This is a genomic window from Flavobacterium chungangensis, assembly GCF_042654045.1.
GTDB lineage: Bacteria > Bacteroidota > Bacteroidia > Flavobacteriales > Flavobacteriaceae > Flavobacterium > Flavobacterium chungangensis.
The window spans coordinates 677,529-701,769 of the sequence record NZ_JBHSFY010000001.1; the positions used below are offsets into that span (position 1 = coordinate 677,529).

Annotated in this window: 23 protein-coding genes; 10 read left to right on the plus strand and 13 right to left on the minus strand. The window is 35.1% G+C overall.

The annotated features are described in order from the left end of the window. Positions 1-80: 80 nt before the first annotated feature. The 7 genes from ACFO3N_RS03015 to ACFO3N_RS03045 all read left to right on the plus strand — a co-directional run bounded on the left by ACFO3N_RS03015 (position 81) and on the right by ACFO3N_RS03045 (position 10,132). A complete protein-coding gene (locus ACFO3N_RS03015; protein WP_379795165.1) occupies positions 81-1,487 on the plus strand; it encodes a PSP1 domain-containing protein in 1,407 nt (468 codons plus the stop codon). Then, the gene (locus ACFO3N_RS03020) at positions 1,471-1,950 is read left to right on the plus strand and encodes a gliding motility lipoprotein GldH (protein ID WP_095930250.1); all 480 of its coding nucleotides are present in this window, start codon (positions 1,471-1,473) and stop codon (positions 1,948-1,950) included. Before ACFO3N_RS03015 ends, ACFO3N_RS03020 begins: the two co-directional genes overlap by 17 nt. 10 nt (positions 1,951-1,960) lie before the next feature. Next, on the plus strand, positions 1,961-4,267 hold the full coding sequence (locus ACFO3N_RS03025) for a penicillin-binding protein 1A (RefSeq protein WP_379795166.1): 2,307 nt from the start codon (positions 1,961-1,963) through the stop codon (positions 4,265-4,267). 165 nt (positions 4,268-4,432) lie between these two features. Further along, positions 4,433-5,134 (plus strand): CoA transferase subunit A, encoded by a 702-nt coding sequence (locus ACFO3N_RS03030; protein WP_379795167.1) that lies wholly within the window; start codon positions 4,433-4,435, stop codon positions 5,132-5,134. Between the two features lie 90 nt (positions 5,135-5,224). Next, positions 5,225-6,106, plus strand: a complete 882-nt coding sequence (gene bla / locus ACFO3N_RS03035) for a class A beta-lactamase, subclass A2 (protein WP_379795168.1) — start codon at positions 5,225-5,227, stop codon at positions 6,104-6,106. A gap of 100 nt (positions 6,107-6,206) precedes the next feature. After that, positions 6,207-6,863 carry a CoA transferase subunit B gene (locus tag ACFO3N_RS03040; RefSeq protein ID WP_379795169.1) on the plus strand — a complete coding sequence of 219 codons (657 nt, stop codon included), beginning with the start codon at positions 6,207-6,209 and terminating at the stop codon, positions 6,861-6,863. A gap of 485 nt (positions 6,864-7,348) precedes the next feature. Beyond that, complete coding sequence (locus ACFO3N_RS03045) at positions 7,349-10,132, plus strand: M4 family metallopeptidase (protein ID WP_379795170.1); 2,784 nt, start codon at positions 7,349-7,351, stop codon at positions 10,130-10,132. A 105-nt stretch (positions 10,133-10,237) separates the two neighbouring features. Here the strand turns inward: ACFO3N_RS03045 and ACFO3N_RS03050 are convergent, their stop codons facing one another. Both ACFO3N_RS03050 and ACFO3N_RS03055 read right to left on the minus strand, forming a co-directional pair. After that, positions 10,238-10,765, minus strand: a complete 528-nt coding sequence (locus ACFO3N_RS03050) for a DUF6646 family protein (protein WP_379795171.1) — start codon at positions 10,763-10,765, stop codon at positions 10,238-10,240. Between the two features lie 49 nt (positions 10,766-10,814). Next, on the minus strand, positions 10,815-11,549 hold the full coding sequence (locus ACFO3N_RS03055; protein ID WP_379795172.1) for a metallophosphoesterase family protein: 735 nt from the start codon (positions 11,547-11,549) through the stop codon (positions 10,815-10,817). A gap of 140 nt (positions 11,550-11,689) precedes the next feature. Between ACFO3N_RS03055 and dinB the strand changes: the two genes are divergently transcribed. Both dinB and ACFO3N_RS03065 read left to right on the plus strand, forming a co-directional pair. Continuing rightward, entirely contained in the window at positions 11,690-12,772 is a 1,083-nt protein-coding gene (gene dinB / locus ACFO3N_RS03060; protein ID WP_379795173.1) for a DNA polymerase IV, read from the plus strand. A 104-nt stretch (positions 12,773-12,876) separates the two neighbouring features. After that, the gene (locus ACFO3N_RS03065) at positions 12,877-13,377 is read left to right on the plus strand and encodes a PAS domain-containing protein (protein WP_250834750.1); all 501 of its coding nucleotides are present in this window, start codon (positions 12,877-12,879) and stop codon (positions 13,375-13,377) included. 130 nt (positions 13,378-13,507) lie between these two features. Here ACFO3N_RS03065 and ACFO3N_RS03070 read toward each other — a convergent pair whose 3' ends face one another. From ACFO3N_RS03070 to ACFO3N_RS03115, 10 genes are all read right to left on the minus strand, one after another. Continuing rightward, on the minus strand, positions 13,508-15,112 hold the full coding sequence (locus ACFO3N_RS03070; protein WP_379795174.1) for a fumarate hydratase: 1,605 nt from the start codon (positions 15,110-15,112) through the stop codon (positions 13,508-13,510). 76 nt (positions 15,113-15,188) lie between these two features. Then, positions 15,189-15,935 carry a hypothetical protein gene (locus tag ACFO3N_RS03075; RefSeq protein WP_379795175.1) on the minus strand — a complete coding sequence of 249 codons (747 nt, stop codon included), beginning with the start codon at positions 15,933-15,935 and terminating at the stop codon, positions 15,189-15,191. 217 nt (positions 15,936-16,152) lie between these two features. Continuing rightward, on the minus strand, positions 16,153-17,592 hold the full coding sequence (locus ACFO3N_RS03080; RefSeq protein WP_379795176.1) for a nucleoside recognition domain-containing protein: 1,440 nt from the start codon (positions 17,590-17,592) through the stop codon (positions 16,153-16,155). Between the two features lie 275 nt (positions 17,593-17,867). Next, positions 17,868-18,938 carry a winged helix DNA-binding domain-containing protein gene (locus ACFO3N_RS03085; protein WP_379795177.1) on the minus strand — a complete coding sequence of 357 codons (1,071 nt, stop codon included), beginning with the start codon at positions 18,936-18,938 and terminating at the stop codon, positions 17,868-17,870. A gap of 68 nt (positions 18,939-19,006) precedes the next feature. Further along, positions 19,007-19,720, minus strand: a complete 714-nt coding sequence (locus ACFO3N_RS03090) for a 3'-5' exonuclease (RefSeq protein ID WP_379795178.1) — start codon at positions 19,718-19,720, stop codon at positions 19,007-19,009. Positions 19,721-19,806: 86 nt separating this feature from the next. Continuing rightward, a complete protein-coding gene (locus ACFO3N_RS03095) occupies positions 19,807-20,283 on the minus strand; it encodes a methylated-DNA--[protein]-cysteine S-methyltransferase (protein ID WP_379795179.1) in 477 nt (158 codons plus the stop codon). Between the two features lie 186 nt (positions 20,284-20,469). Next, positions 20,470-21,045, minus strand: coding sequence for a hypothetical protein (locus ACFO3N_RS03100; protein ID WP_379795180.1), 576 nt, complete (start codon positions 21,043-21,045; stop codon positions 20,470-20,472). Between the two features lie 129 nt (positions 21,046-21,174). Beyond that, positions 21,175-21,996 (minus strand): SDR family oxidoreductase, encoded by an 822-nt coding sequence (locus ACFO3N_RS03105; RefSeq protein ID WP_379795181.1) that lies wholly within the window; start codon positions 21,994-21,996, stop codon positions 21,175-21,177. A gap of 144 nt (positions 21,997-22,140) precedes the next feature. Further along, positions 22,141-22,590 carry a GNAT family N-acetyltransferase gene (locus ACFO3N_RS03110; RefSeq protein ID WP_379795182.1) on the minus strand — a complete coding sequence of 150 codons (450 nt, stop codon included), beginning with the start codon at positions 22,588-22,590 and terminating at the stop codon, positions 22,141-22,143. Continuing rightward, positions 22,575-23,477 (minus strand): LysR family transcriptional regulator, encoded by a 903-nt coding sequence (locus ACFO3N_RS03115; RefSeq protein ID WP_379795183.1) that lies wholly within the window; start codon positions 23,475-23,477, stop codon positions 22,575-22,577. The genes ACFO3N_RS03110 and ACFO3N_RS03115 overlap by 16 nt, the downstream gene beginning before the upstream one ends. A 147-nt stretch (positions 23,478-23,624) precedes the next feature. On the opposite strand from ACFO3N_RS03115, the gene ACFO3N_RS03120 reads away from it, so the two are divergent. Continuing rightward, positions 23,625-24,020 carry a rhodanese-like domain-containing protein gene (locus ACFO3N_RS03120; RefSeq protein ID WP_379795184.1) on the plus strand — a complete coding sequence of 132 codons (396 nt, stop codon included), beginning with the start codon at positions 23,625-23,627 and terminating at the stop codon, positions 24,018-24,020. Between the two features lie 60 nt (positions 24,021-24,080). Here ACFO3N_RS03120 and ACFO3N_RS03125 read toward each other — a convergent pair whose 3' ends face one another. Next, positions 24,081-24,227, minus strand: a complete 147-nt coding sequence (locus ACFO3N_RS03125; protein WP_379795188.1) for an IS3 family transposase — start codon at positions 24,225-24,227, stop codon at positions 24,081-24,083. Positions 24,228-24,241: the final 14 nt, after the last annotated feature.

Below are 24,241 nucleotides of genomic sequence, written 5' to 3' on the forward strand. Positions count from 1 at the left end.
CCAAATAAAAAAAATACTATCTTTACCGATCAAACGTTTATGAACTTAAGCTGCATTCTGGCAGCACTACATATATAATTATGGCATGTACAAGTTGTTCAACCTCAGATGGTGGCGCACCAAAAGGTTGTAAAAATAATGGGACTTGCGGCACCGATAGCTGCAATAAATTGACGGTTTTTGACTGGCTTTCGAACATGAGTCCGTCTAATGGAGAGGCGATTTTTGATTGTGTTGAGGTTCGTTTTAAAAACGGACGTAAAGAATTTTTTAGAAATTCGGAGAAATTAACTTTAAGTATTGGCGATATTGTAGCAACTGTTGCTTCGCCAGGACATGATATTGGAATTGTGACTCTTACAGGAGAATTGGTAAAGATTCAAATGAAGAAAAAAGGAGTGAATTACGAAAGTAATGAGGTTCCAAAAATTTACAGAAAAGCATCTCAAAAAGATATCGATATCTGGTCTGTAGCGCGTGATCGTGAGGAACCAATGAAAGTTCGTGCACGTGAATTGGCGATTCAGCACAAACTGGAAATGAAAATTTCGGATATTGAATTTCAAGGTGACGGATCTAAAGCGACTTTTTACTACACAGCAAATGATCGTGTCGATTTTAGAATGTTGATTAAAGATTTTGCTAAAGAATTCAGCACTAGAGTAGAGATGAAACAAGTTGGTTTCCGTCAGGAAGCGGCTCGTTTAGGAGGAGTTGGATCTTGCGGACGCGAACTTTGCTGTTCGACTTGGTTAACCGATTTCAGAAGTGTAAATACCTCTGCAGCTCGTTATCAGCAATTATCATTGAATCCGCAGAAATTAGCGGGACAATGCGGTAAATTAAAATGCTGTCTAAACTATGAGTTAGATACTTACATGGACGCATTAAAAGATTTTCCAGATTACGATACCAAGCTAATCACAGAAAAAGGAGATGCTGTTTGCCAAAAACAAGATATTTTTAAAGGATTAATGTGGTTTGCTTATACAAACAACTTCGCAAACTGGCATGTTTTAAAAATTGATCAGGTAAAAGAAATTATTGCAGAAAATAAGCAGAAAAATAAAGTTTCTTCTTTAGAAGATTTTGCTGTTGAGGTAATTGCAGAGCCAGAAAAAGACTTTAATAATGCAATGGGTCAAGAAAGTTTAACTCGTTTTGACCAGCCAAAAAGAAAGAAAAAACCGAATCGCAAGCGCAAGCAAAATGCAGAGGCGGCTACCGTTGCAACTCCAGCAAAACCACAGCAGGAGAAAAATGTAAACCACGCTAAACCAGCAGGAAATAGTAATCCGAACAATGGTAATGCAAACAATGGCAATGGAAACAAGCCAAATAATCAGAATAATCCAAATAAGCAAAATCATAAGAAAAAGCATAGTTCGAATAAGAACAATCCGAATAAGCCAAATTCTAATGAAAACAAACCTGTTGCTGAACCTAGAAAACCAATAACGAATACTAAAAATGAGAATAAAAAATAGCGGAATTCTTCTTTTGGTAGCGATACTTCTTTTTTCTTGTGATAAAAAAAGAGTATTTGATCAGTATAAATCTGTTGGAAGTGCTTGGCACAAAGACAGTATTGTAAGCTTTGATCTGCCAGTTTTAGATTCTACAAAAAAGTTCAACCTCTTTGTAAACATACGAGACAATAATAATTATCCGTTTAATAATTTATTTTTAATTGTTGCTCTTGAAACACCAAGCGGTTTCACAAAAGTGGATACATTAGAATACCAAATGGCAGAGCCAGATGGAACATTGTTAGGAAATGGATTTTCTGATATTAAAGAAAGTAAGCTTTATTACAAAGAAGATGTGAAGTTTACAGGAAAATACAAAGTTCACATCAAGCAAGCGGTTAGACAATCGGGTAAAATTCCAGGTGTTGAAGCTTTGCAAGGAATTACAGACGTTGGTTTTAGAATAGAACAAAAAGATTAGATAAATAGTTATGGCTGCTAAAAAAAACAATCAATCCAAAAACGTTAAGGATATTAATTATTATAAAAAGAAATTTTGGCGGGTTTTTGCCTACTCTTTACTAGGAGTTCTAGCCTTCTTCTTATTTGCTTCTTGGGGTTTGTTTGGATCTATGCCTTCATTTGAAGATTTAGAAAATCCAGATTCAAACCTTGCTACCGAAATTATCTCTTCTGATGGAGTTGTACTTGGTAAATATTTCAAGACCAATAGATCGCAACTTAAATATTCTGATTTGCCTAAAAATTTAGTTGAAGCACTTGTCGCAACTGAAGATGCACGTTTTTATGACCACTCAGGAATTGATGGACGTGGAACTTTAAGAGCTGTTTTTAGTTTAGGAACAAATGGTGGTGCGAGTACATTGACACAACAGCTTGCAAAACAGTTGTTTCATGGTGAAGGATCGAAATTTTTACCTTTTAGAATTGTACAAAAAATAAAAGAATGGATTATTGCCATTCGTCTGGAAAGACAATATACAAAGAACGAAATCTTAGCGATGTATTGCAATGTTTATGATTTCGGAAATTATTCTGTTGGTGTAAGTTCTGCCGCTCAGACTTATTTCTCCAAAGAGCCAAAAGACTTGACAGTTGACGAATCGGCTATTTTGGTCGGAATGTTCAAAAATTCAGGTTTGTACAATCCGGTAAGAAATCCGCAGGGTGTAAAAAACCGTCGTAATGTAGTTTTGTCGCAAATGGCAAAAGCAAAAATGATTTCGGAAGCTGAAAAAGAAAGACTTCAAGCTCTTCCAATTACGCTGAAATTTAAATTGGAAAGCCACCGTGAAGGTATCGCTACTTATTTTAGAGAATATCTTCGTGATTACATGAAAAAATGGGTTGCTGAAAACAAAAAACCGGATGGATCTGATTACGATATTTACAAAGATGGCCTTAAGATTTATACTACGATAGATTCTAGAATGCAAACCTATGCTGAAGAAGCGGTTGCTGCGCACATGCAAAACCTTCAACAGCAGTTTTTTATTGATCAAAAAAACAATAAAAATGCTCCTTTCGTAAATATTACACAAGCTGAGACAGATAGAATCATCATGCAAGCAATGAAAAATTCTGTTCGTTGGGCTCAGATGAAAGATATGGATAAAAGCGAGGAAGATATCATTGCATCATTCAAAGTAAAAACTAAAATGCGCGTTTTTACTTGGAAAGGTGAAAGAGATACCACTATGACACCACTGGATTCTATTCGTTATTACAAACACTTTTTACAATCCGGTTTAATGTCTATGGAACCTCAAACAGGAGCAATTAAAGCTTGGGTTGGAGGAATCAATTACAAATATTTCCAATACGATCACGTAGGGCAGGGAGCAAGACAGGTAGGTTCTACTTTCAAGCCTTTTGTTTATGCAACAGCAATCGAAGAATTAAATATGTCGCCATGTGATTCTATTCTTGATGGACCTTTCATGATCCATAAAGGACGTCATCATGTAACAGAAGACTGGGAACCAAGAAACTCAGATTACAGATACCGCGGAATGGTAACTTTAAAACAAGCTTTAGCAGCTTCGATCAATACAGTTTCTGCTAAATTAATTGATAGAACAAGTCCAGAAGCAGTTGTAGAATTGACTAAAAAATTAGGGGTAAAAACAGAAATTCCAGTTCAGCCTTCGATCGCATTAGGAGCGGTAGATATTACAGTTGAAGATATGGTTGCGGCGTATAGTACATTTGCAAACCAAGGAGTTTATGTAAAACCACAGTTTTTAAGCAGAATTGAAAACAAAAGCGGAGAGGTTATTTACGAACCAATTCCAGAGTCTCACGACGTTTTAAATAAAGATATTGCCTTTGCGGTAATCAAATTACTTCAAGGGGTTACAGAAAGTGGTTCTGGTGTACGTTTACGTACTCAGGGCGGCGGAAGTGGAGATAATCGTTGGACAGGATATCCATATATGTTTACAAATTCAATTGCGGGTAAAACAGGTACAACGCAAAACCAATCTGATGGATGGTTTATGGGAATGGTACCGAACTTGGTAACTGGAGTTTGGGTTGGATGTGAAGATCGTTCAGCACGTTTCAAAAGTTTGACTTACGGACAAGGAGCAACTGCAGCTTTGCCTGTTTGGGGGTATTACATGAAAAAGTGTTATGCTGATAAAACCCTTCAGGTTTCTAAAGGTGAATTTGAACGTCCAGCAAACCTTTCTATAAAAGTAGACTGTTATGCTAGGCCAGTTATAGTGAAAGATACCACGCAGACCGAACAAAATACGGATGAGTTTGAATTGTAACATTGTTGCAATAACCCTTATCTGACTATATATCAATCCCTTTACCACTCTTCTAAAAGATTTGTAAAGGGATTTTTCTTTTGGTTTTATTTTTACGAAATCGTTATAATTCCACCTAAAAATCTTATTTTTATCAAAAATATTCAGCAATAAAGATAGTTTGTTATGATAACAAAAAAAGTAAATAGCGTTCAGGAAGCTATTGAAGGAATTCAAAACGGCATGACCATCATGTTTGGTGGTTTTGGATTATGTGGCATTCCGGAAAATACGATAGCAGCTTTAGTAAATACATCAATTTCAGATTTGACCTGTATTTCTAACAATGCAGGTGTAGATGATTTTGGTTTGGGATTGTTGTTGCAGAAAAAGCAGATCAAAAAAATGATTTCTTCTTATGTGGGAGAAAACGCCGAATTCGAACGTCAGATGCTTTCGGGAGAATTGGAAGTTGAATTAACGCCTCAAGGAACTTTGGCAGAACGCTGTCGTGCAGCTCAGGCCGGAATTCCTGCTTTCTTTACACCAGCAGGTTACGGAACTGAAGTTGCCGAAGGAAAAGAAGCACGCGAGTTTAATGGAAAAATGCATATTATGGAAGAAGCTTTCAAAGCCGATTTTTCTATTGTAAAAGCTTGGAAAGGCGATGAAGCTGGAAATCTGATTTTCAAAGGAACAGCTAGAAACTTCAATGCTTGTATGGCGGGTGCAGGAAAGATCACAATTGCAGAAGTAGAAGAGTTGGTTCCTGTTGGTGCCTTAGACCCCAATCAGATTCATATTCCTGGAATTATGGTACAGCGTATCTTTCAAGGAGAAAAATTTGAAAAGCGAATTGAACAACGAACTGTAAGAGCTAGAAATTAGATAATTAGAAAATGAGGCAATTAGATAATTAATTTAGATTGCGTATAGAATTATCTAATTATCAAATTGACTAATTGACACATTAAAAATATGACTAGATTTAGTATAGCTCTTTTTTCGTTCTTATCGTTTCAGGTTTTTGCTCAAGGCACGAATGAACTTAGAAATCAATTGCAGCAAATCATTTCAAGTAAAAATGCGACGGTCGGAGTTTCAATAAAAAACATTGAAGACAAAGACACTTTGAGCATTAACGGAAATTTAAAAATGCCAATGATGAGCGTGTTTAAATTTCATATTGCTTTGGCAGTTTTGCATAAAGTTGATGAAGGCAAGCTCAATCTTACGCAGGAAATCTTCGTAAAAAAGAAAGATTTAAAGGAAGATACGTGGAGCCCGATGAAAGAAGATTATCCAGAAGGAAATGTAAACTTGACTTTGGATAAAATACTTCGATATACGGTTTCGCACAGTGATAATAATGGATGCGACATTTTGATTAATTTAGTTGGAGGTACAAAGTACATTCAGAAGTTTATAAATGAACAGGGAATCAAGGATTTCGTTATTAAAGTGAACGAGGACCAAATGAAAACCTGGAAAAACCTGTATATCAACACTACCACTCCGATAGCAACAACAGAATTGCTTGAGAAGTTTTTTAAAGGTGAAGTTCTAAAAGAAGAAACAACAAAGTATCTATATCAGATAATGGTTGAAACCTCAAGAGGTCTTACTTGGATGAAAGCTGGACTTCCTGAAGGAACAAAATTGGCACATAGAACTGGCATCTCTGGAACGAATGATGTTAATTTGAGAGTTGCAATGAATGACATTGGAATTGTAAAACTTCCAAATGGAAAACATCTTATTGTTTCTGTTTATTTAAAGGATATTACAGAGAAGAAAGAAGACACAGAAAAAATAATTGCAGATATCACAAAAGCAGTCTGGAATTATTTTATTAGATAATTAGAAAATGAGTCAATTAGATAATTAATTTAGGATTGCGTATAGAATTATCTTATTATCAAATTGACTAATTGACGCATTAAAAAGACACATTAAAACTATGGCACTTAGTAAAGAAGATATAGCAAAGCGAATTGCAAAAGAAGTAAAAGACCGTTATTTCGTAAATCTTGGAATTGGGATTCCGACTTTGGTCGCAAATTATGTTCGAGAGGATATAGCAGTTGAATTTCAAAGTGAAAATGGAGTTCTTGGAATGGGACCATTTCCTTTTGAAGGAGAAGAAGATGCGGATGTGATCAATGCAGGAAAACAAACTATTACAACACTTCCGGGTGCAAGTTTCTTTGATTCGGCTTTCAGTTTTGGAATGATTCGTAGCCAAAAAGTAGATTTGACAATTCTAGGAGCGATGGAAGTTTCTGAAAACGGAGACATCGCAAACTGGAAAATTCCAGGTAAAATGGTAAAAGGAATGGGGGGCGCAATGGATTTGGTGGCTTCCGCCGAAAATATCATCGTTGCCATGATGCACGTAAACAAAGCAGGAGAGTCAAAAATCTTAAAAAGATGCACTTTGCCATTGACTGGCGTAGGATGCGTTAGAAAGGTTGTAACAGAGCTTGCGGTTCTAGAAGTAACCGAAAAAGGTTTTAAGCTCTTAGAACGAGCGCCAGGCATCTCAGTCGAGCATATCATCGCCTCAACCGAAGCCGATTTAATCATTGAAGGAGAAATTCCTGAGATGTCGATTTAAAAGAAATTGCCATGATGGCACAAGGACTCGAAGTAATTTTAAGGAGAAAAATAAAAAACCGCCCCAAAAGGCGGTTTAGCCTTAAAAAAAACTTGGTGACTTGGTGCCTTTGCGGCAATCATACTTTTTTCTAAAAAACCGATCAAGGTCAGCTTTTAAAAGAGCTGGCCTTTTTTGTAGGAATTAATTAAAGGATTTATAGCTATTGATATTAATAAATTATATCAGATTCAAAACTTATTTTTAAATATAAGTGGTTATTAATCAATCAAATAATTATTTTTTAAGGCATTTTCTTACGAGATTGTTATGGTTTGTTAAATAAAAATGGAATTAATGTAAAAAATGTTGCTTTTTATCGATTAACGGCATATTTAATCGATTATGTAACATAAATAAAATATTTTTACACAAAAATAAAGTATTTACCTACATTAAATATTTTGTTTGTAATCCATTTAACCAAAATTAAATACCACATTATTATGGAAAGAAAATTACCCAAGATTATGGCATCAGCCGTTATTATTCTTACATTTTCAGCGCCTGTATTTGCTCAGAATACAGACAAGCGGATAAGTCAGAAAAATTTATCAGAAAATGGACAACCGAGTCTAATCACCTTTAGTGATAAATCTACCTACAAGGGAACAGATTACAATACTGTTTTTAAAGAGCAACTTGGACTAAAAGATAATCAGTCTTTTTTGAAAGTTAGAACCGAATCAGATAGAGAGGGGTTTACTCATGAAAAGTTTCAGTTGTATGAACAAGGAATTAAAGTAGAATTTGCCAATTATACATTACATTCTAAAGAAGGCAAATTGGTTTCTATGAATGGTGAGTTTTATGCTTTTAATAATGTAAAAACTACTCCAAAATTATCAAGTCAGGATGCATTTGCTAAAGCGATTGCTTACACGGGAGCAAAAGAATACTTGTGGGAAAAACCCGAAGATGCTGCTGCAATGGATTATGAAAAACCAAAAGGGGAATTGGTTTTATTACCAGATATGGAAGAACAAGGACAGGATAGAAAATCAGACAAAGTTCGATTGGCTTATAAGTTTGATATCTATGCTACGAATCCGTTGAGCAGAGGTGATCTCTATATCGATGCTGAAACCGGAAATGTTTTGTTTTATAATGCTACAATAAAACACCTTGGAGGACATAGTCACGGAGGGAAATTGGAATCTGCGAAAGCAAAGCAAGAGGAAGCATCTAATGCAAAAGTTGCCATTGTTTCGGCAAATGCAGCGACACGTTATAGCGGAACTCAAACTATTCAGACTACTCTAAGTGGATCTTCTTATATTTTATCTGATGGAACTCGCGGAAATGGAATTCAAACCTATAATTCTGCCAGAACAGCAACATACCCAACAACCAATTTCACCGATGCTGACAATAATTGGACAGCTGCAGAGTATAATAATACAAATAAAGATAATGGAGCATTAGATGCACATTGGGGTGCTGAAATGACCTATGATTATTGGTCTGCTGTTCATGGAAGAAACAGTTATGACAATGCCGGAGCAAGAATTAGAAGTTATGTTCACTACAATTTAGTAGCTGCTGGATATCCAAATAACAATAATGCATTCTGGAACGGAAGCGTTATGACCTATGGCGACGGAACAGGAACTGGAGGATTTGATATCTTGACGGCACTTGATGTTGCTGGACATGAAATAGGACATGCGGTTTGTACTTATACAGCAAATCTTGCTTATCAAAAAGAATCGGGGGCAATGAATGAAGGTTTCTCTGATATATGGGGAGCTTGTATTGAATACCGTGCTGCACCAACAAAATCGACATGGTTAGTGGGAGAAGATATCGAAAGAAGAACAGGGCATCTTGCTTTGCGTTCTATGAGTAATCCAAAATCTGAGGGGCAACCAGATACTTATGGAGGAACCAATTGGGTGAGCCAAAGCTGTACGCCAACTAGTAGTAATGATTATTGTGGCGTTCATACTAATTCAGGAGTTCTGAATCATTGGTTTTATATTTTATCAGTTGGTAAATCAGGAACAAATGATATTGGAAGCACCTATAATGTGACTGGTATAACTATCGATAAAGCGGCAAAAATTGCCTATCGTTTAGAAAGTGTGTATTTAACCGCAAATTCTACTTATGCAAATGCAAGGACATCAGGAATACAATCTGCAATAGATTTGTATGGTGCAGGTTCGGCTGAAGTTATAGCAACAACCAATGCTTTTTATGCAGTAGGTATTGGCGCTGCTTATGTAGGTTCTAATGATACTGTTGCTCCTACAGCTCCAGCAAGTCTTGCAGCTTCAGGTACTACAGGAACAACAACTAATTTATCGTGGACAGCATCAACAGATAATGTTGCTGTTACAGGTTATGACATTTACCAAGGAACAACATTAAAAGGTTCGTCTACAACAACAAGTTACACTGTAACTGGTTTAACAGCATTAACAGCTTATAGTTTTAGTGTAAAAGCTAAAGATGCAGCAGGAAATGTTTCAGCAGCAAGTAATACGGTAAATGTTACAACTACTTCTGCCGGACTAGCATATTGTACATCTCAGGGTAATAGTACAGCAGACGAAAGAATTGGTAAAGTTGTATTTGGAACAATCAATAATACATCTACAGGAACAGCGGGTTATGAAAATTACACCTCAATTTCGACAAATGCAACAAGAGGAACTGCATATACAATTACGATCACACCAAGCTGGACATCTACAGTTTACAGTGAAGGATATGCTGTATTTATAGATTACAATCAAGATGGTGATTTTGCCGATTCTGGTGAAACGGTTTGGACAAAAGCTACATCAACAGCAACTTCGGCATCTGGAACTATTACAATTCCGGCAACGGCAACTCTTGGAACAACAAGACTTAGAGTTTCTATGAAATACAATGGAGTTCCAACATCTTGCGAAAGTTTTTCTTATGGACAAGTCGAAGATTATTCGATAAACATAACAGCTTCAGGAGCAATTGTGAATGAAGAACTTGTTGCGGGATTGATAGAGACGAATGAAAATTCTGAATTTTTATTATATCCAAATCCTGTTGCAAATGACTTAAATGTTTCATTTTTAAATAATAAAGGATATACATTTAGAATTACAAATGTTTTAGGTCAGCAAATTAGTAATGGTGAACTTTCTGAAAGCCCTATAGATGTAAGTCAATTAAGTACAGGAATTTATCTTATAGAATTGAACAACGGTGCAAAAAGAATCGTTAAGAAATTCGCTAAAAAATAAAATATTAATAATACTATAAAAAAGTAAAAAACCGCCTACTTGGGCGGTTTTTCTTTTTCAAAATCTTAAAAACTTAGGATCTCAGTATCTTAGAAACTTTAAAAACTATAAATTAAATGAAGCTCCTAAACTAAAAGTAGCTTGATTATTTAAATGATAAAAAGGATCATTGTTTGAGCCATATTTTGCAATTGGGAATCCAATTTCTGTGAAAACACCAAATCCGTCTGTGAAGAAATAACGACCACCAACATGAGCTCCAAAATTATGTAAACCTAAACTTAATCCAGGGTAAACGTCCAATTCTTTTACGCCTATTACGCTAGATAAGTTAGCATTGATTCTTGCTTTTGCATCAAAACGATCTGAGAAATCTGGCTCAGCATCACGGTAAGGATTTGTACTACCGTGGTAGAAACCGTTAAAATTATCAAATCCTAATATGTAGTTAGCAACAAAACCAAAAGAGAAATTTTCTCCTAAACCAAAATCAACAGAACCTTGAATTCCAGAACCACCATCTTGTAAATTAGCTCCTACGTTTACTTTAATATCTCCCTTTCCTTTAAAAGCTTCTTGAGCATTAACAAATCCGAATGTCACTAAAAATACAAGTGTAATAACCTTTTTCATAAAAATTTAATATTAATTATTTGGGTAGCAAATGTAAAATTTAAATAAATTAATTCCTACCTTTTTCGTTAAAATAGAGTTCGTTTAATGGCTCACTTTGCCAGTATTCCTTAGTGTCAATATTTAAAATAGTAAGGGGACCTCTAAATGCTGCGCCTGTATCTACATTCCAGACACAAGCTCTGTTGACAGGAACAGTTTCTCCAATTCGGGTAACGGGTGTGTGACCAATATAAACTTCCTTATAAACGGTAAATCTTTTTGGATAGTGTAAATCGTCTTCTTTTAATTTGGGGTCTAATGAAAGTGCTGTTTCCCAAAGGGTTCTATCCCAATAAAATAGCTTAGAAAAATATTCCCATTTTACACCATTTAAATTAGTGAAGCCAGCATGAACAAACAAACGGTTATGGTCGTCAAGATAGAAATCCTGAAGATTTTCTAGAAATTCGATATGCGCTTTCTTTTTCTCTTCAGAAATTTTAGCATAACCTTCAACCGTAGCTTTTCCGCCATGTTTGTACCACATTTCTTCGTCAAAATCATCATGTCTGTTTTCGAGCCAGTCCAAAGCCAGCTGATCGTGATTTCCTCGTATGCAGATGCAGTTTTGTTTGCTTTTTAAATCAATCAAATAGTCGATTACTTCAACAGACTGACTCCAGCCGTCAACATAATCGCCCAAAAAAATTAGGGTATCTTCTGTGGTAACGTTGGCTCTCTCTAGTACTTGTTCAAGTGCAAGTAATCCGCCATGAATGTCACCTATAACAAATGTTCGCATTATTTAATTTTTCGAGTAGAAGAACAAAAATAGAAAGAATAATTGGTTTGAACTCATCGAATTCAGATTCTTTAAAAATTGATATGATTTATAACTACTTACAATACTTTTTTATTATTTTTCCTCAGTAAATTTGCAAAATGTCTGAAACGCCAACATATCGCAAAATTATCCATATTGATATGGATGCATTTTACGCATCGGTAGAACAGATGGACAATCCAGAATTAAGAGGCAAACCGGTTGCAGTTGGAGGTTCTGAAAATCGCGGTGTAGTTTCGGCTGCAAGTTACGAAGCCAGAAAGTTTGGTGTACGAAGCGCTCTTAGTGGGGCTTTGGCCAAAAAATACTGTCCAGAAATTATATTTGTCAGACCGAGATTTGATCGTTACAAAGAAATTTCATCCAAAATTCATAAAATCTTTCATGATTATACCGATTTAGTCGAGCCTCTTTCGCTTGACGAAGCCTATTTGGACGTTACTCAAAACAAAAAAGGAAATCCTAGCGCAAGCCTTTTGGCACAGGAAATTAGACAAAGAATTTTTAATGAAGTAGGGTTAACCGCTTCGGCTGGAATTTCGGTCAATAAATTTGTAGCTAAAATTGCCAGCGATTATAACAAACCAAACGGACAAAAAACGGTAAATCCCGACGAGGTAGAAGCTTTTCTGGAGGATCTTCCCATTCGTAAATTTTACGGAGTTGGAAAAGTAACTACAGAAAAAATGTATCAGCTCGGAATTTTTACTGGAACCGATTTGAAAAGCAAATCTCTAGAGTTTTTAGAAAAGCACTTCGGAAAATCGGGAACATTTTATTATCACGTGGTTAGAGGCATTCATAATAGCGAAGTAAAATCTTCACGAATTACCAAATCTGTTGCTGCAGAACATACTTTTGATGTGAATTTGTCTTCGGAGATTTTTATGATGCAGCAGTTGGAGCGTATTGCAACTTCGCTAGAGAAACGTCTTCAAAGGCATAACATTTCTGGAAAAACGATCACGCTCAAAATCAAATACAGCGATTTTTCACAACAGACGAGAAGTAAAACGCTGCCCTATTTTATTTCTGATAAAAGTCTGATTATGGAAAACGTTGAGGAATTATTGTATCAGGAAAAAATGAAAGATTCTGTACGATTGCTCGGAATTTCGTTGAGCAATTTGAATAACGAGGTGAAAAAAGCGGTGGTAGTACAGCTAAAATTTACTTTTTAATAACAATTTTGAAAAGTTTAAAATAAGGTCTAGATTATGAATAGCAAGATTTTTCTGCTATCTTTGAGTAAAAAGATGATATCTGTCTTCTGAATTGATTTTGTATGAAAAATAGAAATTCCGACGATCCGTTACAGCGAAATTCAGTTCCAATTCTTTCTTGGGATTTTCACTACGAATATCTAAACGAGCTAAAAGCATTAAGTACTGATTTAAAAAGGGTAAGCGAAATCTCAGATGAGTTTATCTGGGATGAAAAAACGCTCAATATTCAAGAAAGAATCAAAAATGAAGTGGTTTTAATAACCGATTTAGATTTGAAAATAGTTTTCGCGTCAAGCGGAATAAAAAAAATGACGGGTTACAAAGAAGAAGAAATCTTAGGAAAAACGCCTAAGATGTTTCAGGGCCCAGCAACTTCAGAAAAGGATTTAAAGGAAATTAGAGATGCCGTAAAAAAGAAGATTCCCTTTGCCAAAACCATCGAGAATTATAGAAAAAACGGTCAGACGTATAAATGTAAAATCGATGCTTCGCCAGTTTATAACCTGAAAGGCGAAATATCTCATTTTATAGCCTTCGAAAAACAAGACATAAGCGCGTAGTTATTTTGCCACAAAGGCACTAAGACGCAAAGATGTTTTTTAAAGAGAAGAAAAAAATAAAGCTATCCATTAGGGATAGCTTTATTTTTATAAAAAACTTTGTGGCTTAGTGCCTTTGCGGCAAAGACCTCTATAAGTTAGCAAAGAAATCATTTCCTTTATCGTCGGTAATAATAAAAGCAGGGAAATCTTTAACAGTGATTTTACGAACAGCTTCCATTCCTAATTCTTCAAAGTCAACAACTTCTACTTTTAAGATATTATCTTGAGCCAGAATCGCAGCAGGACCTCCAATAGAACCCAAATAGAATCCGCCATATTTGTTGCAGGCATCAGTAACTTGTTTGGTACGGTTTCCTTTTGCCAGCATAATCATACTTCCGCCATTTTTCTGGAATTCATCTACATAAACGTCCATACGTCCAGCAGTTGTTGGTCCGAAACTTCCAGAAGCCATTCCGTCTGGAGTTTTAGCTGGACCAGCATAATATACTGGGTGATTTTTGAAATACTCTGGCATTGGTTTTCCAGCGTCTAATAATTCTTTGATTTTTGCGTGAGCGATATCTCGGGCAACAATTACAGTTCCGTTTAGTTTTAAGCGTGTTTTAACTGGATATTGAGATAATTTAGCCAAAATATCTGCCATTGGCTGATCTAAATCAATTTCTACAGGAGCTTCTAAATGTGGAGCTGTTTCTGGTAAAAATTGCTTTGGATTTACTTCTAACTGTTCAACAAAGATTCCGTCTTTAGTAATTTTTCCTTTGATATTTCTATCTGCCGAACAAGAAACTCCAAGTCCGACCGGACAAGAAGCTGCGTGACGTGGCAAACGAATTACGCGAACATCATGCGTGAAATATTTTCCTCCAAATTGCGCTCCAATAGCACTTTCTTGACAAATTTTCTGAACTCTTTCTTCCCATTCAAAATCACGGAAAGCTTGGCCCGCCATGTTTCCTGAAGTTGGAAGATGATCATAATATCCAGCAGAAGCTTTTTTAACCGCGCTTAAGTTGGCTTCAGCAGAAGTTCCGCCAATTACTAAAGCTAAGTGATATGGAGGACAAGCAGAAGTTCCTAAATCTTTGATTTTTGTGCGAATGAATTCATCCAATGATTTTTCATTCAACAAAGACTTTGTTTGTTGGTATAAGTATGTTTTGTTTGCAGATCCTCCACCTTTTGCCATGAACAAAAAGTCGTAAGAAGATCCTTTTTTAGCATAAATATCAATTTGTGCTGGCAGATTTGATCCTGAATTTTTCTCTTCAAACATCGAAATCGGAACAATCTGAGAATAACGTAAATTTCTTTTTTGATACGTATTAAAAATACCACGGCTTAACCACTCTGCATCATCAACACCAGTAAAAATGCTTTCGCCTTTTTTCGCCATTACAATCGCAGTTCCCGTATCCTGACAGCTCGGTAACTGACCTTCGGCAGCGACAGAAGCGTTTTGAAGCAAATTATAAGCTACAAATCGATCGTTGTCTGTTGCTTCTGGATCGTCAAGAATTTTTCTTAGTTTCTGTAAATGCGTTGTTCTCAGCATAAACGAAACATCTGTCAACGCTTCTTCAGCCAATAATTCTAAACCTTTTGGGTCAACGGTTAAAACTTCACGTTCTCCAAATTGTTCTACTTTCACAAAATCAGAAGTGATTTTGCGATACTGCGTATCATCCTTTAAGATCGGATAAGGATCTTGGTATATAAAATCGATCATTGTTTTGTTTTTTTACAAATTTAGAAATTATTTACCTAAGAAAGAATTTGAATTAGGACTCTTCTGCAGATGTTTTTTACTCAGCAGCGTTAAATTGATCAAACGTCATCTTTTTTTCAAAGTATGGTTTGTCTTTGGCAGACAGCAACATCTTTTTCCATTTATTGTCTTTTAATTCGAAAGCTATGGAGTCTGAGTGCTTAAGGATGCCCATGTCCATGTTTTCATCTTCGTCTGCAGGTATAAACGCAACAGTTTTGCAATAAAAGGATTTTGGTTCAGATTTGGTAGAAGGATTTACGATTTCAACCCAGCTTCCCCAACCGCTGTCGGTCATAGAGCTCCATTGGTGTACCAATTGTAATCCGCTGTTTTTTAGATAATACAAGTAGTTGTCATGCGAGTAACCACAAGCAGGAAATCCAACGGTGATTTGTATGAATGGCGAATTTTTAGAAGTTTCAGATGTTAATCCGTAAGAAGCCGTCCACTCAGAACCTTTCTCAAAACCTTTTATAGCAACTTTAGAAGATGCTGTTTTGGTTTTATTTTGATAAAAGTCTAATCGGTATTTTACCGTAACTATACTGTCCTTGTCTGCTTGCTGATCTACCAAATGCGCCAGGACAAAATCTGTAGAAGATTCTGTTCCGTCCGTGTAAATGGCTACAGTATCGGTTTTAATAATCTTTTCATCAGCAGAAACCTCTAATGTCTCTTGTGGTTCAATTATCTCTGCTATAGGTGGCGCAGCATCTGTAGGTTTTGTTTTTTGACATCCGATAAAAATAAGTAGGGAGAAAAATAGAGTGTGGATTTTCATCTTTGGGGAGATATTTAATTGTTTTTTTAATTCTAGCGAAACCTCTAAAGTATAAAATTATGAGATTTTTTTGAAGAAAAAAGAAAAAGAAGCACTTGAAAAATAAGTTTAATTACTTTCAAGGCTTCTTTTAAAACTTTAATTAATTAGTGTTTATGCTTTGTAATAAAGGTATTTAAAGTGGTTTTTTTAAGGAGAAAATAATGTTCTTAATTTTTTAAAAAAACCAAGTCGCTACAAAAATGGCTGTAATTACACAGATTAAATCTACCAATAGCATTGTGCCCAAAGCGTAACGAGTGTTTTTGATATTTACAGATCCAAAATAAACCGCAATTACGTAGAACGTACTTTCAGCGCTGCATTGGAAAATACTGCTTAATCTTGCTGTTAGAGAATCGGCTCCAAAAGTATTCATCGAATCAATTAGGAAACCTCTTGAACCTGCAGAACTAAATGGACGAAGCATCGCAACTGGCAAGGCATTAGTAATTTCTTTGCTTACCCCTAAATTCGAAAAGACAAATCCGATTGCATCGCTGATAATTTCGAATAAACCGCTGTTTCTGAATAGTGAGATTGCAACCAGCATTCCTAAAACATAAGGAAAAATCGTAACTCCAGTTTTAACTCCGTTATTGGCGCCAACTACAAAAGTGTCGAAAACAGTGGTTTCTGCCTCTTTGAATTTCTTTTCATGTATGAATGAGAAAATCAAGGTAAAGGCAATAATGGCAATTAAGATTAATCCAGAAAGGTTAGAAGTAAAATAGTTTTTTCCGATTAAGTCCAAGTGATTCACATACATCAGCAAACTTACAATTGCAGCAATCAGGACCATCAAACCAATAAGAAGCGAAGCGCTTTTAAAATTGATTTTTTGTTTGATTCCAACAATCAGGAAAGCCGCAATGGTTCCGATGAAAGATGTTATAATGCAAGGCAGCATAACATCGGCAGGATTACTGGCGTTTGCCGCAGCACGGTAACCAATAATTGAAGTTGCAATTAAAGTCAAACCAGAAGCATGAAGACACATAAACATGATTTGCGCATCACTCGCTTTGTCTTTTTCGGGGTTTATTTCCTGTAAACTTTCCATGGCTTTCAATCCGAATGGCGTTGCGGCCGAATCTAATCCCAAGAAATTGGCAGCAAAATTCAAAGTCATGTACGATATTGAAGGGTGATTTTGAGGAATGCTCGGGAAAACTTTCACAAAAACTGGACTCAAAGCTTTGGCCAATTTTCCTGAAGCTCCAGAAACGATTAAAAGCTCCATCAAACCGCAGAAAAAAGCTAAATAGGCGATAAGAGGCAAAATTAAATCGACCAAAGTGCTTTTACAAGTTGGCAATAAACCATCAGATTTTTGAAGTCCGCTGTAAATTTTTACGGTTTTGTTTTTGTAAACATAAGTAGTGTCGGCATTAAGCGTATCACGATTGATAATCATGGTCTGATCTGGCGCTTTTTTAATGCTGTCTTTTAAGAAAGCAGGAAGTTCTTCAACGTATTTTTCAGAAACCAAAATTGGATCGTCTTTCTTTCCATTCAAAATAGAATCAATAGTATACGTGTTGGCAGTAAACAAACTGACTACAATAAAAACAATCGAAGAAATAAAAATCGCTAACCAAAATCTGCTTAATACCATAATTGTAATTTTTTGTAAATGTAATTATTTAGCAATAATAAGCATAAAGATTTTATATAATGAAACGGTAATTTGAGTTTATAAGTCGCTTCGTTGGGGCTTTTTGAAATAGGGAAATTTCATTTGCTATAAATATTTCGCTCTTCCAGAGCTCTTTTTGAATTCTAGTCATGTGAAATAGCTCTGGAAGAGCGAAATATTTATAGAAATCGATCAGATAATAATTAAAAAGCCGCAGCGGGGCGAAATCTAATTTATATATTTTTTAAAATGGACTATTCAATCACAACTTTGGTTTCCAAATAGGTTTCAAAAGCTTTAATTCCTTCAAACAAAATTTCCTTTTTTGAACTTTCGGTTTCATTAAAAAATTCCGTTTCAATTTTGGCGTGATCTTTTTTTATGGTTCGTTTCCAGATTCCGATTACTTTTCCGTTTTCTACAATTATGGGTTTAAAGATGCCATTATTGGTAAAAACTTTCGATTGATGTTCAGTGTTAAAAGAAGCATCGCGTGTTTTATACGAAATTAAAATTTCATCAAAAGCAGGAAGAAAATGTACGCCTTCGCGAAAATTTCCCTCATCTCTTAGCCCCTTTTTGAACCAATATTGTTGATTATCAATAGTAATATTTTCTAATTGCAACACTATTGCGTTAATTGTTTTTTTGCATATTGTAGCAGGAAATCCTGACCACCATGAAAAATCATGCACTGTTGCTGGGCCATGACTTTCAAAATAGCGTAAGGCAAGTTTGGCTAATGCTTCTTCTGTTGACAATTTGGTTTTTGGTTTAGAAACTCTTTCTTCCAGCAGCGCATAAGTAATTTGTTTGCCTTTCATTTTACCATTGCAAACCAAACCATCCAATTCGGCATTCATCATTACAATAACAGGGGATAAATCTCCAGCTTTTTTGTGAATGTTAAGTTCCTGCATGATTTCTTCTCGTGTTAAATGATTATTTCCTGCTAGAAGTTTTTCTATTGCGGCATTGACCTGATCGAATTTCTTTTCATCAAAACCATGCTCTTTAGCCATTGTAGCAAAAAGGCGCTTTACTTGTGGCGAAGAAAGCTCGAGCATCCAATAAATATCATCGGGAGAAACAAAATGCCAAGTTGGGCGCAGAATATGAGTTCGAATAATTTGAGTTGAATTTATGGCTTCTTCTATTTCTTTTTCGCTTGAACTACAACGAGAACCAATTGCCCATTTTGCCATAGCATAATCTTGAGCTTGCATAGCACCAAAATGCTTTACAATTTCTTGAGGAGAACATTGATTTTCCTGATAAAGCTTCTGAGAAGCCATACGATAATGTGAAATTTCAGAATGATTCATTTAAAAAAATTAAAGATTATAAGTTTAAACCTCTATTCCTTTGCAACTTTGACCCTTTGTACCTTAACCTATACATGAATAATCTCTTCATCAATTAACAAGTCCTCCCTGCGCAATCGAAGAAAAACCTGCGCAACAGCAATGGTATCTTTTTCGCAATATGTAATAATTCGATCAATGTCTTTTTCGACATAATAGACGTGAGCAACCTGGCTTCCGTCAATATCGCCTTTTGGCGATGGAACCCCAAGAATCTTAGTTAGCAGTTTTAAAGAAGTAAAATGCTTGTAATCGCCAAATTTCCATAATTCAAGAGTATCCAGATGCGGAATTTCCCAAGGTTTTTTACCGAACAAATTCAATTTGTCGGGAATGGGCATTTGGTTGATGATCATTCTTCGGGCAATAAACGGAATATCAAATTCTTTTGAATTATGCCCACAAAGCAAATGCTGAGGCTGATTAAAATGATTGTTAACCAGATTCGAAAAGTCTTTTAAAATTTTCTTTTCTTCACCAAAAAAAGAAGTCACTCTAAAATTTCGAACGTCTCCTTTGATGGTAAAAAAGCCAACTGAGATGCAGATTATCTTTCCGAACTCGGCCCAGATTCCGGCGCGTTCGTAAAATTCTTCTGGAGAAAATTCGTCTTTTCGCTGATATTGTGTTTTCAAATCCCAAAGCGATTGCATCTCCGCGTCAAGCGAATTGAAGCTTTCTTCTTCGGGAACGGTTTCTATATCAAGAAATAAAATGTTATTGAGGTTTACTTTTTCAATCATTTTTCAGACTTCTTAGATATTAGATAATTAGACTTGTATTTTTATGTTTTACAAATATGCGTAAAATTCTTACTATTTGAAAATCATTAGAATAAACTTTGTTGTGCAGACGGACATTCGTGTTCCAAAAGCCATTTTTTGCGTGACAATCCGCCAGCATATCCAGTTAAAGACCCATTTGTTCCAATAACGCGGTGACAGGGAACGACAATCCAAAGCGGATTTTTACCATTTGCTGATGCTACAGCGCGAATTGCTTTTACATCGCCCAATTTCTTGGTCTGATCCATATAACTAACCGTTTTTCCGTAAGGAATTTCTAAAAGACATTTCCAAACTTTCTGCTGAAATTCGGTTCCTTTCGGATTTAGTTTAAGATCAAAATCGGTTCTTTTCCCCTCAAAATATTCATTTAATTGCGAAACGGCTTCTTGTAAAACGGCTGGAATTTCCTTAGAAACTTCATTTGTTCCCACATCGGAAACAGAAATTACCGAAATACCGTTTTCATCTCCAATGATTTTGGTAATTCCGAGAGGCGAATTGATGAAAACTGTTTCCATGATTTTTGAGTTATAACCGTATAGAAGCAAAGGTCAATTGCAAAGTTCGCAAAGTTTTTTTAAATCGTGTAACTAATTTAAGTTTTTGTACAACGCTTTAAACGATCGTCACCTTGAGCGAAGTCGAAGGCTTGTGAAAAATAATATATCTCGGACTTTGTTAAGTCTAGAAGCATAAATAATCAATTAAAAAGTCATTAATAGTCCACAGTTTGATTCTTTGGCTTCTTCGTAAATCTCAATTAATTCTTCATAAGCTTGGATAACTTCTTTGTCTAAGCTCTCAGTCTCAAAGATGTTGATGAAGTTTTGTTTTAAACTTATTAGTTCTTTATGAATGCTAGAAATTTGCTGAGAGTCAATAAAACCAAGTCCCATTCTGCCTGGGTCTAAAGTAAAGTTTTCAGAATCTAATGATTTGCCAAGTATATAATATTCATTATTAAACTTAAGGTCTAATTCATCAAATGACTCTAATAATAATTCCCAGCTATAAGATAATCCTAATTCTTCATCAGGATTATAATATTTTGTCATTGCAAAATCTGCTAGTTCTTGAATATCTTCGGTTTCTAATTCTTCTATCCATGCGGATGTAAGTTCTTCTCCCGAATAAGGCGACTTTAAATCGTTTAAATTTTGGTTTATAAAAGAAATTAGCAATTTTTCGTTATCTGTTTCTCCGGCAGTAAGAATGATTTCTGATAATTCTTTTGTGAAGGCCGACGTGTTAAACAAAAATGATTTGTGTTCTATTGACATAATTTTCGCTTTAAAATTTTTTGCAAAAATGTTTTATAGATGCGTCTTTAATGGCCTCAATAAGATGTATTTATATCACTTTAAGTTTAAATTAGTAATTCAAGTTTCCCAAGCCTGATATCTTAGGGTTTAATAATTGTCTAAACAGAATTTATAGTTCAAATAGTTTTCGATCTTTTCGCTAGAAACTACTTTTTTAATATTGGATTTTTCAGAACTGAATTTTGGTTCTGGCAAATTCATTTCTATAGCTTTTTGAGTGTAATAGTCTTCTCTTGTTGGGTGAAAAGGGGCAACGGCATTAAAAACTTCATTCCATTTGGATTGATTTATGATTTCGCCAATAATGCCAATACAATCGTTTTGATGAATTAAATTGATTGGAGCATCAGGATTGTCTAGGTTTTCTTTTCCAGCTAAAAACTTTACAGGATGACGATCTTCACCAATTAATCCGCCGAAACGCAGAATTGTAGTGTCGAAGTTTTGATTTTCTTGAAGAAGCTTTTCAGCTAAAACTAACTGTTTACCACTTTCAGTATCTGCATTTGGACTCGTTTCTTCTGTTACCAAACCATTTTCATCCCCATAAACTGATGTTGAACTTACAAAAAGGACTTTCTTCACCGTTGATTTTGCTATAAACGGAATCAAATTCTTGATTTTGTTTACAAATGTCATTTCGAGCGGAGTCGAGAAACTTTGGTTTGCTCTTAATTTTGGAGGAATGTCTATGATTAAGATTTCGCTTTCCGCTAAAAAATTAGTGGTATTTTCAGAAACACTTTCGCTTTCAACAGTTACTAAAAACGAATTTATTCCTGCATCTTTTAAAATTGAAAGTTTATTTTCTGAAGTTGTAGATCCGTTTACCGAATTTCCTTTTGCAATTAATGCTTTTGCTAAAGGAAGTCCTAACCAGCCACATCCAAGTATACTAATTTTTGTCATTTTTTTCTTTTAAGTTACAAAGTTACAAAGTTGCAAAGGTTCAAAGGTTTTGTTTCACGCAGATTTAAAAAGATTTAAGCTGATATCCGCAGATAATTATTTAAATCTGAAAAATCTGCTGAATCTGCGTGAAACAAAAAAGATTTACAAAGTTAAAGTAAATCGGACTTTGTCTTTTCCTTTTGCGCCCATTCTATTGTAAAATTTAATAGCTCTTTTGTTGAATTCTGGAGTTTGCCATTGTATGTTGACACAATTGTTTTGTTTTCCGATTTCTTTTAGTTTTTCGATTAAGATTTCGCCAATTCCAAAACCTCTTGTTTCTTCTTCCAAAAACAAACAATCCATGTAAAGAAAGTTTTGTGCATTCCAGGTTGAAAAATCAAAAGTATAAGAGGCATAACCGACAATGGTTTCTTCTGTAGCCACAACCAAACAATATAGTTTTGGGTTTGGACCAAATAAAGCATTTTTTAAACCTTTTTCTTTTCCTTCAGGAGAAAATTCAGCTTTTTCAAATTCGGCATGTTTTTCAATTAAAACCAATAGTTTAGGCAAGTCTGTGATTTCGCAGTTTCTTATTGAATATTCCATTGCAAGTTGATTTCGTTTTGTAAAAAGCTGATGAAATGATTAAAATAATCAGGATAACTTTCATTGGCGCGTGTTGCAATGAAGTGCTTTCTTTTCAAACCATTTTTTCCAACTTTTACTGCTTTTAGCGAAGTGGTTTTTAAATATGGTGTAAATGCCCATTTTGCCATCGACATGACTCCCATATCGGCTTTTACCATTTCTAGAGAAGCTTCGGTTAATGGCATTGGAGTTATTTTCTTCGGACTTACTTTGGCTGGAGCCAAAAGAAACTGATGAATAGTAACGGTTTCTAAAGGAAGCGAATGTATTATAAAATGCTCATTGATGAAATCTTCTGCAATGACATATTTTTTATCTGCCCAAGCATGATTTTCAGAAACTACCATTACGACTTCGTCCTGAAAAAGCTCTTGATATTTTATATTGCTGTCTTTTATCTGATCGCTTACAATGGCAATGTCAATTGTGTTTTCTAGAAGTTTTTGCAACGGGATATGAGTTGCTTCGGCTACTATTTTCAATTCGACATTTGGGTATAAAAGATGAAATTGCTTTAAAACGGAAGGAAGCCAATGGTAACTCGAGAAACATTCGGTACTGATTCGGATTTCGCCCTGTTCGCCAAAGACCATTTGTTTGATTTGAGTTTCGGCTTCGGCAAGTTTGTTCAGGATTTCATTGGCCAGTTCGTAGATTTTTTCGCCTGCTTTTGTAAGTACTAGTTTTTTATTTGTTCTTAAAAAAATGGCTGTTCCCAATTGATATTCTGCTTCTTTAAGCTGATGACTCAAAGCCGATTGTGTCAAATGAAGTTTGTCGATCGCTTTTGTGATGCTTCCTTCTTCGACAATTGCTTTTATCAATTTTAAGTGGCGTATTTCCATTTTTTGAAGAATTAATACGCAAAGTAACAAAATTTTAGACTGGCTTTTGCATGAAAAAAAGTAATGCTTTTGATGAATTCTTTTCGTTTTTATGATGTTTGATGTTCGGCTACTTTTGGAAAAGTAAAACATCAAAACGCAAACAACATGGAAGCACAAATTAAACATTATGAAAACAAACTAGCTTTTGAAATGGATCCGTCTGATTTATTTGAAGCATTAAACAATGGCGAGAAAATAATTGTAATCGATGCCAGAAGAGCTTTTGGATACGATGAAGAACATATTCCGAATGCAGTTAATATTCCGCACCGCGAAATGAATTTAGAAACTACAAGTCATTTAGATAAAGATATTCTCTATGTGACATATTGCACCGGAATTGGCTGTAACGCTTCAACAAAAGGAGCTTTAAATATGACGAAATTAGGTTTTAAAGTAAAAGAACTAATTGGTGGACTAGAATGGTGGAAAATCGACGGATATGCAACCGAACGCACAAAAGGCGAAAAGCAAGGATTGAAAATAGAATGCGCTTGTTGAAACTGAAAAAAGGCAGACTTTAGAATTAGAGTGCACCCAAAAGTTTAGACAAATTAATAACTAAGTTTTATAATAATGAGCTCGATATTGTATCGGGCTCATTGCTTTTAGATTAAGTTTTATTCTGTCATTATTATAATAATTAATATACTCAATAATCTCTTGTTTTAATTGACCAATGGAACTGTATTTTTTAAGATAAAACAACTCTGATTTTAATG

What these genes read in the sequence shown, in the direction of transcription:
- ACFO3N_RS03070 (WP_379795174.1), bottom strand. Translation starts at nt 15,112, where the DNA reads ATGATCGATTTTATATACCAAGATCCTTATCCGATCTTAAAGGATGAT.
- ACFO3N_RS03025 (WP_379795166.1), top strand. Translation starts at nt 1,961, where the DNA reads ATGGCTGCTAAAAAAAACAATCAATCCAAAAACGTTAAGGATATTAAT.
- ACFO3N_RS03080 (WP_379795176.1), bottom strand. Translation starts at nt 17,592, where the DNA reads ATGGTATTAAGCAGATTTTGGTTAGCGATTTTTATTTCTTCGATTGTT.
- ACFO3N_RS03090 (WP_379795178.1), bottom strand. Translation starts at nt 19,720, where the DNA reads ATGATTGAAAAAGTAAACCTCAATAACATTTTATTTCTTGATATAGAA.
- dinB (WP_379795173.1), top strand. Translation starts at nt 11,690, where the DNA reads ATGTCTGAAACGCCAACATATCGCAAAATTATCCATATTGATATGGAT.
- ACFO3N_RS03050 (WP_379795171.1), bottom strand. Translation starts at nt 10,765, where the DNA reads ATGAAAAAGGTTATTACACTTGTATTTTTAGTGACATTCGGATTTGTT.
- ACFO3N_RS03040 (WP_379795169.1), top strand. Translation starts at nt 6,207, where the DNA reads ATGGCACTTAGTAAAGAAGATATAGCAAAGCGAATTGCAAAAGAAGTA.
- ACFO3N_RS03015 (WP_379795165.1), top strand. Translation starts at nt 81, where the DNA reads ATGGCATGTACAAGTTGTTCAACCTCAGATGGTGGCGCACCAAAAGGT.
- ACFO3N_RS03100 (WP_379795180.1), bottom strand. Translation starts at nt 21,045, where the DNA reads ATGTCAATAGAACACAAATCATTTTTGTTTAACACGTCGGCCTTCACA.
- ACFO3N_RS03045 (WP_379795170.1), top strand. Translation starts at nt 7,349, where the DNA reads ATGGAAAGAAAATTACCCAAGATTATGGCATCAGCCGTTATTATTCTT.
- ACFO3N_RS03075 (WP_379795175.1), bottom strand. Translation starts at nt 15,935, where the DNA reads ATGAAAATCCACACTCTATTTTTCTCCCTACTTATTTTTATCGGATGT.
- bla (WP_379795168.1), top strand. Translation starts at nt 5,225, where the DNA reads ATGACTAGATTTAGTATAGCTCTTTTTTCGTTCTTATCGTTTCAGGTT.
- ACFO3N_RS03105 (WP_379795181.1), bottom strand. Translation starts at nt 21,996, where the DNA reads ATGACAAAAATTAGTATACTTGGATGTGGCTGGTTAGGACTTCCTTTA.
- ACFO3N_RS03055 (WP_379795172.1), bottom strand. Translation starts at nt 11,549, where the DNA reads ATGCGAACATTTGTTATAGGTGACATTCATGGCGGATTACTTGCACTT.
- ACFO3N_RS03085 (WP_379795177.1), bottom strand. Translation starts at nt 18,938, where the DNA reads ATGAATCATTCTGAAATTTCACATTATCGTATGGCTTCTCAGAAGCTT.
- ACFO3N_RS03115 (WP_379795183.1), bottom strand. Translation starts at nt 23,477, where the DNA reads ATGGAAATACGCCACTTAAAATTGATAAAAGCAATTGTCGAAGAAGGA.
- ACFO3N_RS03065 (WP_250834750.1), top strand. Translation starts at nt 12,877, where the DNA reads ATGAAAAATAGAAATTCCGACGATCCGTTACAGCGAAATTCAGTTCCA.
- ACFO3N_RS03095 (WP_379795179.1), bottom strand. Translation starts at nt 20,283, where the DNA reads ATGGAAACAGTTTTCATCAATTCGCCTCTCGGAATTACCAAAATCATT.
- ACFO3N_RS03120 (WP_379795184.1), top strand. Translation starts at nt 23,625, where the DNA reads ATGGAAGCACAAATTAAACATTATGAAAACAAACTAGCTTTTGAAATG.
- ACFO3N_RS03110 (WP_379795182.1), bottom strand. Translation starts at nt 22,590, where the DNA reads ATGGAATATTCAATAAGAAACTGCGAAATCACAGACTTGCCTAAACTA.
- ACFO3N_RS03020 (WP_095930250.1), top strand. Translation starts at nt 1,471, where the DNA reads ATGAGAATAAAAAATAGCGGAATTCTTCTTTTGGTAGCGATACTTCTT.
- ACFO3N_RS03030 (WP_379795167.1), top strand. Translation starts at nt 4,433, where the DNA reads ATGATAACAAAAAAAGTAAATAGCGTTCAGGAAGCTATTGAAGGAATT.